The 16,644-nt window shown below is 58.2% G+C and carries 15 protein-coding genes and 4 tRNA genes; 17 read left to right on the top strand and 2 right to left on the bottom strand.

Translation table 11 applies throughout. From position 1 onward, the window contains the following. The first annotated feature begins 215 nt into the window (after window positions 1–215). The 3 genes from DW645_RS07995 to proC all read left to right on the top strand — a co-directional run bounded on the left by DW645_RS07995 (window position 216) and on the right by proC (window position 2,475). Entirely contained in the window at window positions 216–1,154 is a 939-nt protein-coding gene (locus DW645_RS07995) for an SPFH domain-containing protein (RefSeq protein WP_055250521.1), read from the top strand. 6 nt (window positions 1,155–1,160) lie between these two features. Continuing rightward, entirely contained in the window at window positions 1,161–1,631 is a 471-nt protein-coding gene (gene rlmH, locus DW645_RS07990; RefSeq protein ID WP_117563694.1) for a 23S rRNA (pseudouridine(1915)-N(3))-methyltransferase RlmH, read from the top strand. Between the two features lie 73 nt (window positions 1,632–1,704). After that, window positions 1,705–2,475 carry a pyrroline-5-carboxylate reductase gene (gene proC / locus DW645_RS07985; protein ID WP_118227202.1) on the top strand — a complete coding sequence of 257 codons (771 nt, stop codon included), beginning with the start codon at window positions 1,705–1,707 and terminating at the stop codon, window positions 2,473–2,475. A gap of 157 nt (window positions 2,476–2,632) precedes the next feature. Here proC and DW645_RS10035 read toward each other — a convergent pair whose 3' ends face one another. Then, on the bottom strand, window positions 2,633–2,806 hold the full coding sequence (locus DW645_RS10035) for a DUF6724 family protein (protein WP_168170424.1): 174 nt from the start codon (window positions 2,804–2,806) through the stop codon (window positions 2,633–2,635). Window positions 2,807–2,917: 111 nt separating this feature from the next. On the opposite strand from DW645_RS10035, the gene serS reads away from it, so the two are divergent. The 7 genes from serS (at window position 2,918) to DW645_RS07950 (ending at window position 8,223) form a co-directional block, all read left to right on the top strand. Further along, window positions 2,918–4,201: a serine--tRNA ligase gene (gene serS / locus DW645_RS07980; RefSeq protein ID WP_117563693.1), complete on the top strand. Its 1,284-nt coding sequence runs from the start codon at window positions 2,918–2,920 to the stop codon at window positions 4,199–4,201. 171 nt (window positions 4,202–4,372) lie between these two features. Then, entirely contained in the window at window positions 4,373–4,750 is a 378-nt protein-coding gene (locus tag DW645_RS07975) for a hypothetical protein (protein ID WP_117816968.1), read from the top strand. A 79-nt stretch (window positions 4,751–4,829) separates the two neighbouring features. After that, window positions 4,830–4,906, top strand: a tRNA-Arg gene (locus tag DW645_RS07970). Window positions 4,907–5,070: 164 nt separating this feature from the next. Further along, window positions 5,071–5,147, top strand: a tRNA-Arg gene (locus DW645_RS07965). A 189-nt stretch (window positions 5,148–5,336) separates the two neighbouring features. Beyond that, a tRNA-Arg gene (locus DW645_RS07960) sits at window positions 5,337–5,413 on the top strand. 185 nt (window positions 5,414–5,598) lie between these two features. Beyond that, the gene (locus DW645_RS07955; RefSeq protein ID WP_117816967.1) at window positions 5,599–8,040 is read left to right on the top strand and encodes a lipopolysaccharide assembly protein LapB; all 2,442 of its coding nucleotides are present in this window, start codon (window positions 5,599–5,601) and stop codon (window positions 8,038–8,040) included. A 92-nt stretch (window positions 8,041–8,132) separates the two neighbouring features. Beyond that, window positions 8,133–8,223, top strand: a tRNA-Ser gene (locus DW645_RS07950). 131 nt (window positions 8,224–8,354) lie between these two features. Here the strand turns inward: DW645_RS07950 and DW645_RS07945 are convergent. Beyond that, window positions 8,355–9,695, bottom strand: coding sequence for a D-alanyl-D-alanine carboxypeptidase family protein (locus tag DW645_RS07945; RefSeq protein WP_158568705.1), 1,341 nt, complete (start codon window positions 9,693–9,695; stop codon window positions 8,355–8,357). Window positions 9,696–9,892: 197 nt separating this feature from the next. On the opposite strand from DW645_RS07945, the gene DW645_RS07940 reads away from it, so the two are divergent. From DW645_RS07940 to DW645_RS07910, 7 genes are all read left to right on the top strand, one after another. Further along, window positions 9,893–10,588, top strand: a complete 696-nt coding sequence (locus tag DW645_RS07940; RefSeq protein ID WP_117583803.1) for a response regulator transcription factor — start codon at window positions 9,893–9,895, stop codon at window positions 10,586–10,588. Between the two features lie 25 nt (window positions 10,589–10,613). Continuing rightward, entirely contained in the window at window positions 10,614–11,852 is a 1,239-nt protein-coding gene (locus tag DW645_RS07935; protein WP_117583802.1) for a sensor histidine kinase KdpD, read from the top strand. 103 nt (window positions 11,853–11,955) lie between these two features. Further along, on the top strand, window positions 11,956–12,831 hold the full coding sequence (gene pstB, locus DW645_RS07930; RefSeq protein ID WP_199407866.1) for a phosphate ABC transporter ATP-binding protein PstB: 876 nt from the start codon (window positions 11,956–11,958) through the stop codon (window positions 12,829–12,831). Window positions 12,832–12,895: 64 nt separating this feature from the next. Continuing rightward, window positions 12,896–13,624, top strand: a complete 729-nt coding sequence (locus DW645_RS07925) for a response regulator transcription factor (RefSeq protein WP_055250507.1) — start codon at window positions 12,896–12,898, stop codon at window positions 13,622–13,624. 33 nt (window positions 13,625–13,657) lie between these two features. Then, complete coding sequence (locus DW645_RS07920) at window positions 13,658–15,052, top strand: cell wall metabolism sensor histidine kinase WalK (RefSeq protein ID WP_233502291.1); 1,395 nt, start codon at window positions 13,658–13,660, stop codon at window positions 15,050–15,052. Window positions 15,053–15,247: 195 nt separating this feature from the next. After that, window positions 15,248–15,904: a YveK family protein gene (locus tag DW645_RS07915; protein ID WP_055250503.1), complete on the top strand. Its 657-nt coding sequence runs from the start codon at window positions 15,248–15,250 to the stop codon at window positions 15,902–15,904. Window positions 15,905–15,906: 2 nt separating this feature from the next. Then, complete coding sequence (locus tag DW645_RS07910) at window positions 15,907–16,644, top strand: CpsD/CapB family tyrosine-protein kinase (protein WP_118227197.1); 738 nt, start codon at window positions 15,907–15,909, stop codon at window positions 16,642–16,644.

Genomic DNA, 16,644 nt, shown 5'->3' with positions numbered 1-16,644 from the left:
GGCAGAGGCGGGGCATGCCCCGCCTCTTACACCACATCTCTGTGCGCTACCAGACTTCGGGTTCAAAGAGGCAATTTTGACCCAAATACGCTGTTACTAAACTGGTAACAGTACTCATATTTGGCCTTTTTTGACCACGGGTCCTCTTGTTGGTGCCACACAGCTGCTTCGTGCGGGTATCCTAGTCCCAACGTGCGCCTATCAGAGGAGAGACCATGCTGTTTTCCGGTATCATCGCTGCCCTTACGAGCCTTTTGATTCCCATCATCATCCTGCTGCTGTTGCTTCCCAACGCCTGCTACGTCGTTGAGCAGCAGCACGCTGTGATCATCGAGCGCTTGGGTAAGTTCAATCGTATCGTCAACGCGGGCTTCCACGTGAAGGTGCCCGTGATCGACCGCAAGGCCGCCACGGTGAGCCTGCGCACCATGAAAAACGGTTTTGGCATCGACGTTAAGACCCAGGACAACGTGACCATCGGCCTTGAGGTCTCCGCTCAGTACCACGTGAGCTACGACATGGGCGCCGGCCCGGCAGATTCGGGCATCTACAAGAGCTACTACATGCTGCAGGAGCCCGTCGACCAGATGCGTGACTTCATCACCGACGCCCTGCGCTCTTCGATTCCTGTCTACACACTCGATGAGGTCTTTGCCAAGAAGGATGACATCGCCAAGGATGTCAACGCTACCGTTTCCGAGCAGATGGCCGCCTACGGCTTCACCCTCGTGTCGACGCTCATCACCAAAATCGCACTGCCGACCGAGGTTGAGAACTCCATGAACGACATCAACGCTGCCCAGCGCAAGCGCGCTGCGGCACAGGAGCTCGCCGAGGCAGACCGCATCAAGCGCGTTACCGAGGCGACCGCCGAGGCCGAGGCAATGGAAAAGGCGGGCGAGGGCATCGCCAACCAGCGCAAGGCCATCGCACTGGGTATCAAAGATTCGCTCGAGATCATCCAGGAGACGGGTGTCGGCAATGACGAGGCCAACCAACTGTTCATGTTTACGCAGTGGTCCGAGATGATGACGGAGTTCGCTCGCACGGGTAAAACCTCGACGGTCGTGCTGCCGAGCGACTTTTCGCAGTCGGCCTCGATGTTCGAGCAGATGCTGGCCGCCGGCAAAGTTCAAAACGATTCGAAGGAGTAGACGCGCGTGAAATACACCGTCGTTTGCGTCGGTAAGCTCAAGGAGCGCTTTTGGAAGGACGCGTGCGCTGAGTACACCAAGCGCCTAGGTGCCTATGCCAAGGTGGATATCCGCGAGGTGGCCGATATCGACCCGGCTAAGGCGGGCGGCGTGGATGCCGCGCGCGACAAGGAGGGGGCGGCGATTCTTGCCGCCTTGCCATCTCGAGCGCATGTGATCCTGCTGGCTATCGAGGGCAAGGAGCGCTCGAGCGAGGAGTTTTCGGCGAGGCTCGACGATCTTATGCTGCGAGGCAGCAGCGACATTGCCTTTGTAATCGGCGGTTCGGACGGCGTGAGCGATGACGTGCGCGCACGAGCCGACGAGATGCTCAGCTTTGGACGTATTACCTTGCCGCATAACTTGGCGCGCGTGGTGCTGCTGGAGCAGATCTACCGCGCCTGCAAGATTAGCCGCGGCGAGCCGTATCACAAATAGGTCGGCAATACGAAACAATGGCGTGGGACAATAGCTTTCGTTTTGAGGAATGTGTCTGAAAGGACTATGTGATATGAAGATTGGATTTGTCGGTTTTGGCAATATGGCGAGCGCTATGGCCGATGGCTGGATCGCTGCCGGTGTAGCTGCGAGCGACATGTGCGCCTGTGCGGGTCGCTACGACGCACTGGTTGAGCGCTGCGAGGCGCGCGGGATGGCCGCCTGCCACGATGCCGCCGAGGTTGTCGCCGCATCCGATATCGTGGTCGCTGCGGTCAAGCCGTACATGATCGAGAAGGTATTCGCCCCGCTCAAGGATGCTCTTGCCAAAAAGGTCGTTCTGTCGGTTGCCTGGACCTGGGACAGTGCCAAGTGGGAGCAGGTCCTGCCGGGCGTCGCGCATATCTCGACGGTGCCCAACACGCCGGTTTCGGTGGGCGAGGGCGTCATCGCCTGCGAGAAGGCTTCCACGCTTAGTGATGAGCAGAGCGCGGTGGTGCTTGATCTGCTTGGCAAGCTCGGTGCGGTGGTCGAGCTCGATACGAGCCTGCTGTTCGTGGGCGGCACGGTGGGTGGTTGCGCTCCGGCATTTGTCGCTATGGCAATCGAGGCCCTGGGCGATGCGGCGGTCAAGCACGGTATCCCGCGTGCCGATGCCTATCGCATTGTGAGCCAGATGGTGCTAGGTACGGCAAAGCTGCAGCTTTCAACTGGCCAGCATCCTGCGGCGATGAAGGATGCCGTATGCTCGCCCGGTGGCGCCACCATCAAGGGCGTCGTTGCGCTCGAGGACGCCGGCATGCGCAGTGCACTGGTCAAGGCAATCGACGCAACCCTCCAGTAAAACCTGCCATTTAGGGACAGGTTTATTTTGGCAGGTTTTTCCTGCTGTTTTGTCCTTTTAGCGAAAAGCGCCCCGCAACCGGATCGTTACCGGTTGCGGGGCGCTTGCGTTTGCCCAGATAAAACCGACCAAAATAAACCTGTCCCTTTTTGGCAGATTAGTCCCAGAAGCTGTCTTCCTCATCCTCGGACTTGGGTCCGCGGTCGACATACATCTTATGGGTGCGCTTCTCCATTACAAAGGCAATAATCGCAAACAGCAGGATGCCGCCGGCGAAAAGGATGGCAAAACCGGTGCGGGTGCCAAACAAAAAGGAAAAAACTGCGTCCATTGGGTGCCTTCTTGCGTAGTTGAGTTGGGTCGTAAACGCTCATAAGTATATACTTGCCCATACATGTACAAGGTTGCAACCTAAATGGAATGTATATCGCCGGAGGATCTAATGCTTGATATCAAGTTTGTTCGCGAGAACCCCGATGCCATCGATGTCGCCATGGCTAACCGCCAGACGTCTTGGGATCGCGAGAAGTTCTTTGAGCTCGACGACGAGCGTCGTGCCGTCATCACCGAGGTCGAGGAACTTCAAGCCACGCGCAATGCCGAGTCCAAGAAGATCGGCGCCCTGATGAAGGAGGGCAAGAAGGACGAGGCTGAGGCCGCCAAAGAGGCCGTGCGCGCCGTCAACGAGAAAATTGACGGTCTGGCCGAGCGCCGCACCGCCCTCGAGCAGGAGCAGTACGACTTCATGGCTCACCTGCCCAACATTCCTTGCGAGGCCACGCCGTACGGCAAGGACGAGGACGAGAACATCGAACGCCGTCGTTGGGGCACCCCGCGCGAGTTCGACTTCGACTTTAAGCCGCACTGGGATCTGGGCACCGACCTCGACATCCTTGACTTCGAGCGCGGCAACAAGCTCTCCGGCAGCCGCTTCACCGTTCTCGGTGGCGCCGGCGCCCGTCTTGAGCGCGCCCTCATCAACTTCTTCCTCGATACGCACACCAGCCGTGGTTTTAAGGAGTGGTGGCCGCCCATCGTCGTCAAGCGTCAGACCATGTTCGGCACGGGCCAGCTGCCCAAGTTCGAGGACGACGCCTATCACGTCTCGGGCGACAACTTCCTGATCCCCACCGCCGAGGTCGTGCTCACCAACCTGCACGCCGGTGAGGTCCTCGACGCCGATACCCTGCCGCGCCGCTACACCGCCTTCACCCCCTGCTTCCGCGAGGAGGCCGGCTCCGCTGGTCGCGATACCCGCGGCATCATTCGCCAGCACGAGTTCGACAAGGTCGAGATGGTCAAGTTTGCCAAGCCGGAGGAGTCCGACAAGGAGCTCGAGAGCATGACCGCCGAGGCCGAGTTCCTGCTGCAGCAGCTGGGTCTTCCGTATCGCGTGATTAGCCTGTGCACCGGCGACCTGGGCTTCTCTGCCCGTCAGACCTACGACGTCGAGGTCTGGCTGCCGAGCTACAACGCCTACAAGGAGATCAGCTCCTGCTCCAACTGCGGTGACTTCCAGGCCCGTCGCGCCAACATCAAGTATCGCGACCCCGAGAACTTCAAGGGTTCGCGCTATCTGCACACCCTCAACGGTTCCGGTCTGCCGGCTGGCCGTACCATGGCAGCCATTCTGGAGAACTACCAGAACGCTGACGGCACCATCACGATCCCCGAGGTTCTGCGTCCCTACATGGGCGGCCTCGAGAAGATCGAGCCGGTCGCGTAACTTGGCTGCATAGGGGATTTGCGAGGGCGCTCCTTTTAGGGGCGCCCTTTTTGTGTACGGCTATACCATGCCGTGTGGACAGCTCGATAGAAAACACACGAACAAGTGTTCTGTGTACGTGCATCTACCTGCTATGCTTTTGCTAACTAAGAGCAAGAGAAAGGGGATGTGATGGAGCTGTTCGACGAGCGGGTTGTTTTGTTCCAGCGCGATGAGGGCGAGGAGTACCTGCTGGTAACGTGCGAGCCGTCGGGTATGGGTGGCTTGGTGGTTCGGCAGACGAGTGAGGGACCATTGACGCAATGGTGCTATGAAGAGTCGCCGCATGTGGTCGAGACCTTTGTGACGCACGAGGGGCTTGTGGCGCTTGAGCGGTTTTATGAGGTGGGAACTTCTAACCAGGTGGCGCGCATGCTGAGTATCTCGTTTGCCGACTACGACTGCGCCCAACGGGTGCGTTCGCTTTTGGGGGAGCTTGGCGCCGGGTTCGATGTGATTGAGAAGCCAATCGATCGCACAAGAAGCGCTGATGCTTGTGGTGCAGCGTGACAAATTGCGGCCCGCGCAAAAAAAGTTTGAGATTTTGCTTGACTCTAACGAACTAAAGTGGTTTTATATGTCTTGCGCTGCGGCGTTACCTCAGCTGGATAGAGGGTCTGACTACGAATCAGAACGTCATAGGTTCGAATCCTATACGCCGCACCAATTGAAATTGAAAGCCTCCGGCAACGGGGGCTTTTCTTTTATGGCAACACCGCATGGATTCGAACCTCGGTCGAGGCACGAACAACTTAATTATCACTCCGTAAAATTTTTTCTAATTGTCGCTTGACCCATCGGGGGCTCGCGTGCATAATAATCCGTGCATTGCGGCGTTACCTCAGCTGGATAGAGGGTCTGACTACGAATCAGAACGTCATAGGTTCGAATCCTATACGCCGCACCAACTGAACTTTAAAGCCTCCGGTAATGGAGGCTTTTCTTATATGTCGACATACTTGAGGAGTTGCTTTCGCCGTGTTTGAAAGTATCGAGTCGATCGACTGCATCAAATGATTAAAAATCAAATTCGATAACTTTTTTTGAAAAAATGCTTGACCATTATTCAGTCCCTGTGCATAATAATCAACAAGTTGCGGCGTTACCTCAGCTGGATAGAGGGTCTGACTACGAATCAGAACGTCATAGGTTCGAATCCTATACGCCGCACCATTTGAGATTAAAGCTCCCGGCAACGGGGGCTTTTCTTTTACGTAAACACCGCATGGATTCGAACCTCGGTCGAGGCGCGGGCGTAAAGCGGACGATTTCCTGTCGACTCGTGTAAGATTCCGAGTAGATGTCGCGACTAATTCGCGACCACTCCTTCTTCAAGCGACCGATCAGGGTGATACTTCGTGGCAGAGCGTCCGACATACAAGCTCAGGTTTCTCGATCCCAAGAAGCGCTTTCCGGCGATGCCCGAGCAGCCAGCGGGACGCTCGTATGGCGTGGTCTGGAAACTCTTTGGCGAGGATCAGCATGAATCTTGTTATGTCGTCGAATTCGTTGGCAAAAGTCGTGTGTCGCTTTTGGGCTACGTAAGCGTTTCGGGTGAGGTGTACAAGGTGGACCGTCCCGTTAGCGAGGCTCCGCTGCCCAACGATCCCGACATGGAACTGGTCCTTGACGAGTCGGATTCCAGTATTGGTGAGATTATGGTAAGGGAAGCCAACGGTGCAATGCACGCGTGCGCACAAACTTCCGGCTCTCCCGAAGGCCCCATGCGCGAGCAGTCCGACCGCGCGACATGGAATTCGACCCGCGCCCTTCCTTACGGCGAGTTCATGGCCTCGATGTTCTTGCGCTACGTGATATTTGCCAACTCCGAAAGCGCTATTGCGAACACGGCGGGCGTCGACGGTCTCGATGCGGACATGCAAAACGTTGTCGACAAGATCAAGCTCGTAAAGTTACCCGAGCCGGTCGAGGTGTTTTTGGGCTTTAACACGGCACCGCTCCCCGATGCTATCGAGACGCTGCTTTACCGCGTTGACCATGCCGAGAATCCGAGCGGTATCGAGCGTTATGCCGCCGCCCTTATGAGCGAGGTCGACTTGCCCCATCTACGCACCATTGCCGCCAAGTCCGAAATGAGCCTAGCGCGCATCGACCGGTCAAAGCTGTTCTATCTCAATTTTGATCGCAGCTTGCTGGACCAGGACGAGATTGACATGCTGCTTGCCATCGAGTGCCGTCTCAACCGCCTCTCCGGCATCCTTGAGCGCATCGGGGCCGGATTGGTCCCCGCGGCATCCTCGCCGAGCCTTGAAGGCTGTGCGCTCTTTGATTCGTGGCATATCGCCAAGACGACCAACGATGTTCCCCGACTGCTCGATACAACCTCGAGCGACAACCCGTGGTCCAAACCGGGAACGGTGGCTTGTCAGCCGGGCGGTGAGTGGGATGTGCGTACCCGCTTCGCACGTATTGTCGAGGCACTTAACGTGGTCACGCGGCTCGACTATACCTATCGGGCAAACGTTGCCGAGGGGATCATGCTCGTTCGGTTTGGGCAGTCTGTCGTTGATGCCATGCCGCAACGTGAATACGACGCTCAAGATGACGCCTGGCGCGAGTTGGACGAGGACGCGCGTGCGATCTGGGCCGCGGAGCACGATGCGCGCGTGGCGCTCACGCTTGCAGCAGCGTGTTTTGCCGCGGGCACCTGCATCACGCGCTGCTATGTGCAGATTGCTGCTCCCGACAGTGAGCAGGGCGAGCGCGTTGTTGCAACGTATTTCTTTGGGCGCGCGGCCTATCTGGCCGATTGCGTGCCTGTCGCCAAGGATCTTGAGAGCATGGACATGGACGATATGCCGTGCAAGCGTGTGCTTGAGGCATATGAGGCAACCGCTCCGGAGACGATTGAGCCGGCGGAGGTTCATGCTCGTCCGCGTGATGACCATCGCATGCTGCCGCCGGCGCTGCGCGATCTGCTGCTTGCCGATACGGCTGACGAGCTGGAGGTCATGGAAGAGGACGACGACCCATACGTGGCCCGTGTTGTTGAATTGCGCGAGCAGGCAAAAGTCGACCGTACAGGTGCTTTTGAAGGCTTTTCCCGTCTTGTCGAGGAGTTGGAGGCCAAGTGCGCCGTCGCCGAGCTTTTGGCGACAGGTCCGGTTCAAACGCAGTTTTGCGATAACCAGCTGGTGCGCATGGTGCTACCGGTGTTGGAAGAAGACCGCTCTGTGCGAATCCTTCGTGCGCCCGATGCGCTGTACTTTGCCCAGCACGAGATCTGCAGCTTTTACGCCGAGCAAGAGGACTTTGAACGAGCACTGCCCGAGGTGCGCCATCTTTACGATCTGGCGCGCTCGTCCATGCAGTCGCACTTTGCGCTCATCAACGTGCTTGCGCGTCTGGAGCGCTTTGACGAGATTATCGAGGTGGCGCGCCACGGCCTACGTATTGCCAGCGATCGTTCTGCAATCGGCTACCTGTTCTATCGCTTGGCGTTTGCCTATTGGAATTGCGATCAGCTCGACCTGGCGCTGGCTTGTTACCGTCTGGTGCCGCGCGGCGAGGAGTCGGGCAGCAGCGCGCTGGAAGAAATGCAGGGCCTTATGAACGAGATGGGCGTCAGCGAGCCTCCGACGTTCGAGGAAGCGGTCGAGACCATCCACAGGGCTGGACTAGAGCTGCCGCCAGTGTCCGCCGTGACGAATCAGCTGGCAGATGCCGCTGTGCAACTGGTCGACAACGGTTTCTTTTTCCTGGCGCGCGGTTGTATCTTCCAAATGTGGCGCACCATGGGCAACGACGAGCTCGGCTCCCTCAACCGCTCGCTGGGGTAGGCGAAGCTTTCAAGAAGGAAAGGCTGCTAGGCAATTAGAAAATTTCCTCTTGCTCATCCTTGGCTGTTTGGTTACTATAGAACGGCTGTTACGGAGAGCTGACCGAGAGGCCGAAGGTGCTCGCCTGCTAAGCGAGTATGCCCCAAAAGGGCATCTGGGGTTCGAATCCCCAGCTCTCCGCCAGTATGACTTGAAAGAAGGGTCCCATTTGGGGCCCTTTTTTGTGCGGAGAAAGGAGGCTGGGGATTCGAACCCTCAAAAAAAGAGGCATCCTTTCGGACGCCTCCTTTCAGTGGACTTATTATTCTTGCGCCCTACACCTCGGGCGCCTTGGCGACGGTCTCGCTTTCTGCCGTGAGTGGGCGGTTGTCGATGCGACGGCCCAAGCGATCGAGCTTCACGAGTAGCCATTCAATGGGATTCGGCCCTGCGCCTTCCTCGTCGGCAACTAGGTCCATGACGGCGATCTTGGTGCCGTCCTGCTTGAGCGTGACGCTGCCCACCTTGTCGCCCACATGCACCGTGCCCGAAAGATCGTCGTAGCTAACCTTTTCGGTCACCTCGCCGGCAAGGGAAAACACGGTCGCTTGCGCCGTAGGATCGGCGAGTGTGGTGTCGATCGTCTTATCCGTCCAGTCGGTTTGGCCAATGCGCGCCATAAGCGGGTTGCCGTTGGCGGTCTTTTCCTGTGTGTTGGCGATTGCGACCGTCACCTTGTGACCGTAGTACCAATTGGCAAGGGTTGCGGTATCGGTAAAGCGCTGGTCGGTGGTGGTGGAGTTCAAAACGACGGTGTAGATCTCGTCGCCGTCGCGGTTGTAGGCGCTCGTAAAGCAATAGCCCGCGTCGTCGGTGGTGCCGGTCTTGCCACCGATGTTGCCATCTTGGCCCAGCAAATAGTTATGCGTGTCCATGGAATGCGAATGGTCGGTGCCGTCGGCGCCCGTGACCTCGATCCAGGAATCCTCGCTCGCTACGACCTCGCGGATCGTGTCGTTTTTCATGGCCTCCTGCATCATCAGCGCTACGTCGTGTGCGGTTGAGTGCATATCGCCAGCCCACTCATCAAAGTCCAGACCATGCGGGTTTTCAAAAAGCGTACCGGTGCAGCCGAGCTTCTTAGCGCGCTCGTTCATGGCCTTCACAAAGGTTGCCTCGGCGTCTTTGGTCTTAGGGTCGATCTTCTTGCCCACATATTCGGCGAGCACGATGGCGGCGTCGTTGCCCGAGGGAATCATCAGGCCGCGCAGTGCCTGCTCCACGGTAAGCTCGTCACCTTCGAGCAAGCCGGCGGTCGAATTACCCACGGTGGCTGCGGCGTTGCTCACCGTGACCTTCTCGTCCATCTTGCAATTCTCGACGGTTAGGATTGCGGTCATGACCTTGGTGATCGAGGCGATTTTGACCTGCTCATCGGCGCCGCGCCCGTAGTAGACGGTGCCGTCTTTGCCCATGACGAGCGCATTGGTCGCATCGATATCGGGCAGATTATCGGCCGTGATGCCGCGCGCATCGGCGGTTTTGCCGCAGACATTGTCGGTCGTGAGCACTTGGGCGCCGGCGACGGTGGGCACGCCAGCGGCAAGGGCGATAGCGCAGACAAAGCCGGCGGCAAGCTGGGCTGAGCGCTTTGCAAAAGAGGTGAGGGACTTCACAGATTTCGCTTTCGACGGGATGGTCTCTTCTGGAACTAGAGTATATCGTTTGCCGGTGTCGGCAATCATCGCGTGCGTGCGTGGCCCACATCCGCGCCCGAACGGGCACAAGGGTGCTTAAGGCCGACTTAATCACCCACGCTTGTTGTGTGTGGCATGCGCCCCCTCGGGCATAATGGAGCGCGAGAGGAGCACGCATGAACGAGCACATTTTGGTAGTTGATGACGAGAAGGCCATCGCCGACCTAGTTGGCATCTACCTTACAAAAGAAGGCTTTGACGTACAGGTCGCCTATAGCGGGGCCGATGCTGCCAAGGCAATCTTGGAGCAAGAGTTCGATCTGGCGCTGCTGGATGTCATGCTGCCCGATATCGATGGCTTTGAGCTGTTGCGTACGATCCGTTCCAGCCATACCTATCCCGTGATCATGCTGACGGCGCGCGATGCCCAGCAAGACAAGATCGAGGGCCTTTCGCTTGGCGCAGACGATTATGTGGTCAAGCCGTTCCGTCCGCTGGAGCTCATTGCACGCGTTCATGCTCAGCTTCGTCGTTATACCAGCTACGGCAGCCGCGCACAGGCGGCCGAGTCGCCGATCATCCAGCTCGACGGCCTCGAGATCAACCGCGACGCCCGCTCTGTGACGGTGGACGGTGCGCCGGTGCGCCTTACGCCCATCGAGTATTCCATCTTGCTGTATCTGGTCGAGCATCGTGGTAGCGTGGTGCCCGTGGAGGACCTGTTCCGCGCGGTGTGGAACGAGGACTTTATGCCCGGCTCCAACAATACGGTTATGGTGCACATTCGCCATCTGCGCGAAAAGATCGGCGACGATGCCCAGAAGCCGCGCTTTATCAAAAACGTCTGGGGCGTCGGCTACATAATCGAATAACGCCTTTGATGGTGGGGGAGTAGATATGACAAAAGACGATAGGCGGGCATTCGAGGTACCCGATCGACTCTTTGAATACGTAAGGGCGGTCGTTGACAACCGTGCGTTAGCGACGGTGCTGCTCTTTTTGCTGAGTCTGCTGCTCATCGGCATTGACAATATCGTTGGCATCCTGGCAGTTCTACTCATTGGCTTTTTGCTGATTGATCGATTCGAAATCGTTCGCCGCTGTGTGGTGATCGGCGGCGCCGCGTGGACAATTACGTTGGCGATCGGGTCCATGGCGCTTGGCGGTATTGGCGAGCCCGTATTCTTTGACGCCGGCTTTGTGTTCAACATGCTTGGATTTGTGCTGGCGCTTGCCGTGTGCGTCCTGTTCTTCTGCGGACGCGCCCTGTACTACCAGGGTTACGAGCAGGGCGAGCTGCACGCCGACCGCGTGATTGCCGCCCGCATTCAGGACCGTCTGATCGATAACCCCGACACATGGGACAACATTGACGGCGACTTCCTCGAGGTCGAGGGCGCGCTCAACCGGGCGCGCGATTGCGAGCGTAGGGTTCAACAAGCCCTGCGTGACGAATCCCACCGCAAAGATGACCTGGTGACGTACCTGGCGCACGACCTGCGCACGCCGCTCGCCAGCGTGGTGGGCTACCTTTCGCTCTTGCAGGAGGCCCCCGATTTGCCGCTTGAGCAGCGCACGCGTTTTACGGGCGTGGCGCTCGACAAGGCGCACCGGCTCGATGCGCTCATCGAAGAGTTCTTCGATATCACGCGCTTTGACTTCCACGATATCGTGCTCACGCGCGGCTATGTTGATCTGGGGTTGCTGCTGGCTCAGGTGGCTGACGAGTTCTATCCCATCCTCAACGAGCAGCATAAGGAAGCCCAAGTTGATATTCGCGAGGACCTGACGGTGCTCGTGGATGGCGACAAGATGGCCCGCGTGTTCAACAACATCATGAAAAACGCCGTCGCCTATAGCTATGAGGGTTCGACTATCACGATTGAGGCCAGGCGCCAAGACGATGGCGGCGTGCGCGTGCGCTTTATCAATCAGGGCGATCCTATCCCTGCGGCTAAGCTCAAGGTGATCTTTGAGAAGTTCTATCGCCTGGATGCGGCGCGTGCGACCAATCGCGGTGGTGCCGGTTTGGGCCTTGCTATTGCCAAGGAGATCATCGCGGCACACGGCGGTACCGTTGCATGTGAATCGACGCCCGAACACACGATATTCACCATCGGGCTGCCCGCCGCATAGCTAGCGTGCCCTTACAAACACTTGACAATGTGCTCACGTGCGTATGAGCCGCGATTCCTACTATCGATACTGCTGAATTGATATCGATATGGAGGTGTGCGGTATGAAGGCTGCTGCGGCTGTGGAGCCCACGGAGCTTGAAGAACTCATGGAAGCGCAGGCCGAGGCCGCGCATGAGCGCGAGGTTGGGGATGCGACTCGCCCCACGGCAGAGGATCTTGCCGCCTCGCCGACGCGCATCGATGTCGAGGGCCTCGACCTGTTCTATGGCGACCACCATGCGCTCAAGGACGTGAATATCAAGATCCGCGACAAGCAGATCACCTCGTTCATCGGGCCTTCGGGCTGCGGAAAGTCCACGTTGCTGCGCTGCTTTAACCGCATGAACGACGGCATCAAGGATTGCCGCATCGAGGGCAAGATCGCGCTCGATGGTCAAGATATCCTGGGCGATTACGACATCTGCCGTTTGCGCCAGCGCGTGGGCATGGTGTTCCAGCGCCCCAACCCGTTTCCCATGAGCATCTACGACAACGTCGCCTACGGTCCGCGCGGTATGGGTGTGCGCGACCGCGTCATGCTCGATGAGCTGGTCGAGGACTCCCTTCGTCGCGCTGCGCTATGGGATGAGGTCAAGGACAAGCTCATGGAGTCGGGCCTGGGTCTTTCGGGTGGACAGCAGCAGCGCCTGTGCATCGCCCGCGCACTTGCCGTGCAGCCCGACATTCTGCTGATGGACGAGCCGACCTCGGCACTCGACCCTGTGTCGACGTTGGTGGTGGAGCAGCTGGCCTGCGAGCTCAAGGAGACCTGCACGCTGGTGGTCGTGACGCACAACATGCAGCAGGCCGCGCGTATTTCCGATTCGGTTGCGTTCTTTTTGCTGGGTGAGCTGGTGGAGCACGCGCCCACCGCGCAACTCTTCAAGAATCCGTCCGATCCGCGCACCGCGGATTATTTGACGGGGCGTTTTGGCTGACGCTGTCTTTTGCAGGTGCCTTTAGGGTTAAGATGCGGTCATATCGGCCGCAAAGGGGTTCAACATGATCTATTACGTCGAGGACGATGACAACATCAGGGATTTGACAGTCTACGCGCTGCGCAAGCAGGGAATCGAGGCCGAGGGCTTTTCGTGCGATGGCGAGTTTAAAGCTGCCGTGGCGCGACGGGTGCCCGATGCTGTGCTGCTCGATATCATGCTGCCCGACACCGATGGCTTGGCGATTATGCGTCGCCTGCGTGCCGATCGCCTGACGGCGACGGTGCCCATCATGATGCTTACCGCCAAGGACACCGAACTCGACAAGGTGATGGCGCTCGATGGCGGTGCCGACGATTACCTGACTAAGCCGTTTTCGCTCATGGAGCTTGCGAGCCGTTGCCGCGCACTGCTGCGTCGCGGCGGCATGGTCAAGCAGGCGAGCGATGTGCTCAGCGTGGGCGATATCGTACTTTCGCCCAGCCACCGCGAAGTGACTGTTGCCGGTGAACCGCTCAAGCTCACGCTGCGCGAATTCGACCTGCTCGAGTACCTCATGCGCAAACCTGGCGTGGTCTTTACCCGCGAGTCGCTGCTGCAGAGCGTATGGGGCTGGGACTTCGACGGCGGTTCGCGCACCGTCGACGTACATGTGCAGACGCTCCGCCAAAAGCTCGGCGAGCATGCGAGCGCCATAGAGACCGTGCGCGGCGTGGGCTATCGTCTGGCCGAGCCTTCGGCCGGTGATGGTGCCGAAGGTGACGACACCGCGTCCACTGCATCGGAGGAGTAACCCGTGGTCTTCGCCCCCCAGGGAAAACAAACGTTGTCGCACCGCGTTTTTGTGACGATCTTTGTTTGCGCCATGGCGGTTATCGTGGCGTTTACGGTGCTGGGTGCGTTCTTTGTGCAAAACACCTTGGCGGATGCCACGAGTGCCAATCTGGCGCAGGAAACCGAGCTCATTGCTGCCGCCCTCGACGAGCAGCAGGAGCCCATCCCGTTCTTGCGTAGCCTCGATCGCGAGGACTTACGCATCACGCTGATTAACAAGGATGGATCGGTTGCCTACGACAACGAGGCGTCGCCTTCCGCACTGCCCAACCATGGTGATCGCCCCGAGGTCATCGAGGCCTTTGAGAGTGGTTTGGGTTCCGCGGAGCGCGCAAGCTCTACGCTCGACGAGATTATGCTGTATCGCGCCGTCACCCTTGATAACGGCCAGGTCGTTCGCTTGGCGCAGGCCCAGCCTGGCGTTGCGGCGATTTTGCTGTCGATGCTGGCGCCGATGCTGCTTATCGCAGCAGCGGGTGCAGTACTCTCGTTTTTTATGGCGCGCCGTGAGTCCCGTGCCATCATCGCGCCGTTACAAGAGGTGGATTTGGATCACCCACGCCGTAGCTATGAGCACGCCTATGCCGAGATGGTTCCCATGCTTGAGCGCATCGAGTCGCAGCGCCAGGAACTCAAGCGCCAAATGGCGGTGCTAGCGGACAACGACCGTATGCGCCGCGAGTTCACGGCGAATATCACCCATGAGCTCAAGACGCCGCTTACGGCGATTTCGGGCTATGCCGAGCTCATCGCAAATGGCATGGTCGAGGGCGAGGACGACCTGCGCAACTTTGGCGGTCGCATCTATCGTGAGGCGGGCCGCTTGGCAGCGCTTGTCAACGACATCCTTACGCTGTCTAACTTGGACGAGGCCGAACGTGCGACTGAAGGCGAGACAGTGCCCATTGGTTCCACGGAGCCTATTGAGCTCTCGCGTGCGATCTACGCGGTTGAGCAGCGTCTTGAACAGGTCGCCCGTCAAGCGAATGTGACGATAAGTCATGAGACCAAGCCTGTGGTCATCGAAGGCGTGTCGCGCTTGATCGACGAGCTCATCTATAATCTGGCAAGCAACGCCATCCGCTACAATCGACCCGGCGGTACGGTTACGTTGCAGTGCGGCACCAACGACGAAGACCATCCGTTCCTCGCTGTCGCCGACACGGGAATCGGTATCGCGCCTGAAGAACAGGGCAAGGTATTTGAGCGGTTCTATCGCGTGGACAAGAGTAGGTCCAAGGCACGCGGCGGAACCGGCCTGGGGCTTGCCATTGTCAAGCATGCGGCCCTGTATCATCACGCCACGCTCGATCTGTCGAGTGAGTTGGGCGTGGGAACCACCATTACGGTGACGTTTCCCATACAGCAGGACGAGCCATTCGCATAGCGATACAACATAGATATTGATGTAGACGCCGCATTTGACTTTCGGGTGCGGCGTTGTTGCGCAATTTTACGATTGCTTCCGACATTTTTACAGGAGAGCCTGTTTCTTATGTATAGAGTTTGGTCTCGGTAAAAAGATGCGATAACATACGGACAGTTTTGTCAATCCGAACTGGGGAAATGAAAGGCAAGCTGCATGACCCTTCTCGAACTGTTCCAGCTGCTGAAGAAGCACCTCAAGCTGGTCATCACCCTTCCGGTGGTCTGCGCGATCGCCATGGGCATCGTGTCCTTCGTTGCGATGGACAACACCTATACCGCGACGACGAGCATGTACATTCTCGCCAAGACCGACGATAGCGGTCAGATGAGCTACAACGATCTCTCGGCGAGCCAGATGCTTTCCAACGATATCGCCACGCTGCTGGATAGCGATAGCGTTAAGAGCGGCGCCGCCAAAGAACTGGGCCTTACCGATCTGGATGACTACAAGGTGTCTGTTTCCTCCGAGACCACCACGCGTGTCATTACGCTTTCGGTTACCGGCACCGATGCCAAGGAGACGGCTGAGGTCGCAAAGGCCATTGCCAGCTCGGTGAGTACGGTCGCTCAGAACGTCGGCGCTGCCCAGAGCATCAACGTTATCGACGAGGCTAAGACCCCCGAAGCCCCCAGCGGCCCCAAGCGCACGCTGTATATTGCCGTCGCGTTCCTCGCCGGTATCTTTATCGCAGTTGCCTATGTCGTTTTGGCAGACATGCTCAATACCCGCATCCGCGGTGCCGAAGAGGCAGAAGAGCTCCTGGGTATTCCCGTTGTTGGCCGAATTCCGGCTATGAAAGGTGGTAAATAGGCATGGCTAAGGCAAAGAACACCGATAAGCTCGTTGTGCAGAATGCCGCCAAGACCCTTCTGGCCAACATCCGCTTTGCGAGCGTGGATGACCCCATTCGCACCATCACCGTTACCTCCTCGATTCCCAACGAGGGCAAGTCTACGGTTTCCATTAACCTTGCTCAGGCAATCGCCACGAGCGGCAAGAGTGTCCTGCTGGTCGAGGCTGATATGCGCCGCAGGTCCCTTGCCGATATGCTTGGCGTCCGCTCCCGCGGTGGACTCTATGCGGTCCTTTCCGAGCAGATCTCCATTGACCAGGCAATTGTCGAGACGGGTCAGAAGAACTTCTACTTCCTCGATGCCGAGCCGCATATTCCCAATCCTGCCGACATCATCGTCTCTCACCGCTTTTCCAAGTTGGTCAAGGCACTGTCTGCTAAGTTCCAGTACGTCATCTTCGATGCTCCCCCGGTTGGCACCTTCATCGATGCTGCCGAGATTGCCAGCCTGACCGACGGCGCGCTGTTCGTGGTGCGCGAGAACTTTACCAAGCGCGAAGAGGCGCTCAACGCCATCGGTCAGCTTAAGAAGTCCGAGAAGGTCAAGCTCATCGGTACCGTCATGAATTACTGTGAGACCGAGACCAGCGAGTACTACTATTCTTACTACACCAAGGACGGTAAGAAGGTTAAGAAGGGCTCCGACGGTCAGGGCACTTCCAAAAAGGGCATCTTCACCAACCGAGCAAACGTTTAG

It is taken from the genome of Collinsella sp. AM23-17 (assembly GCF_003470945.1).
Classification (GTDB): Bacteria; Actinomycetota; Coriobacteriia; order Coriobacteriales; family Coriobacteriaceae; genus Collinsella; species Collinsella aerofaciens_O.
This window is presented reverse-complemented; position numbering and strand designations above follow the sequence as displayed.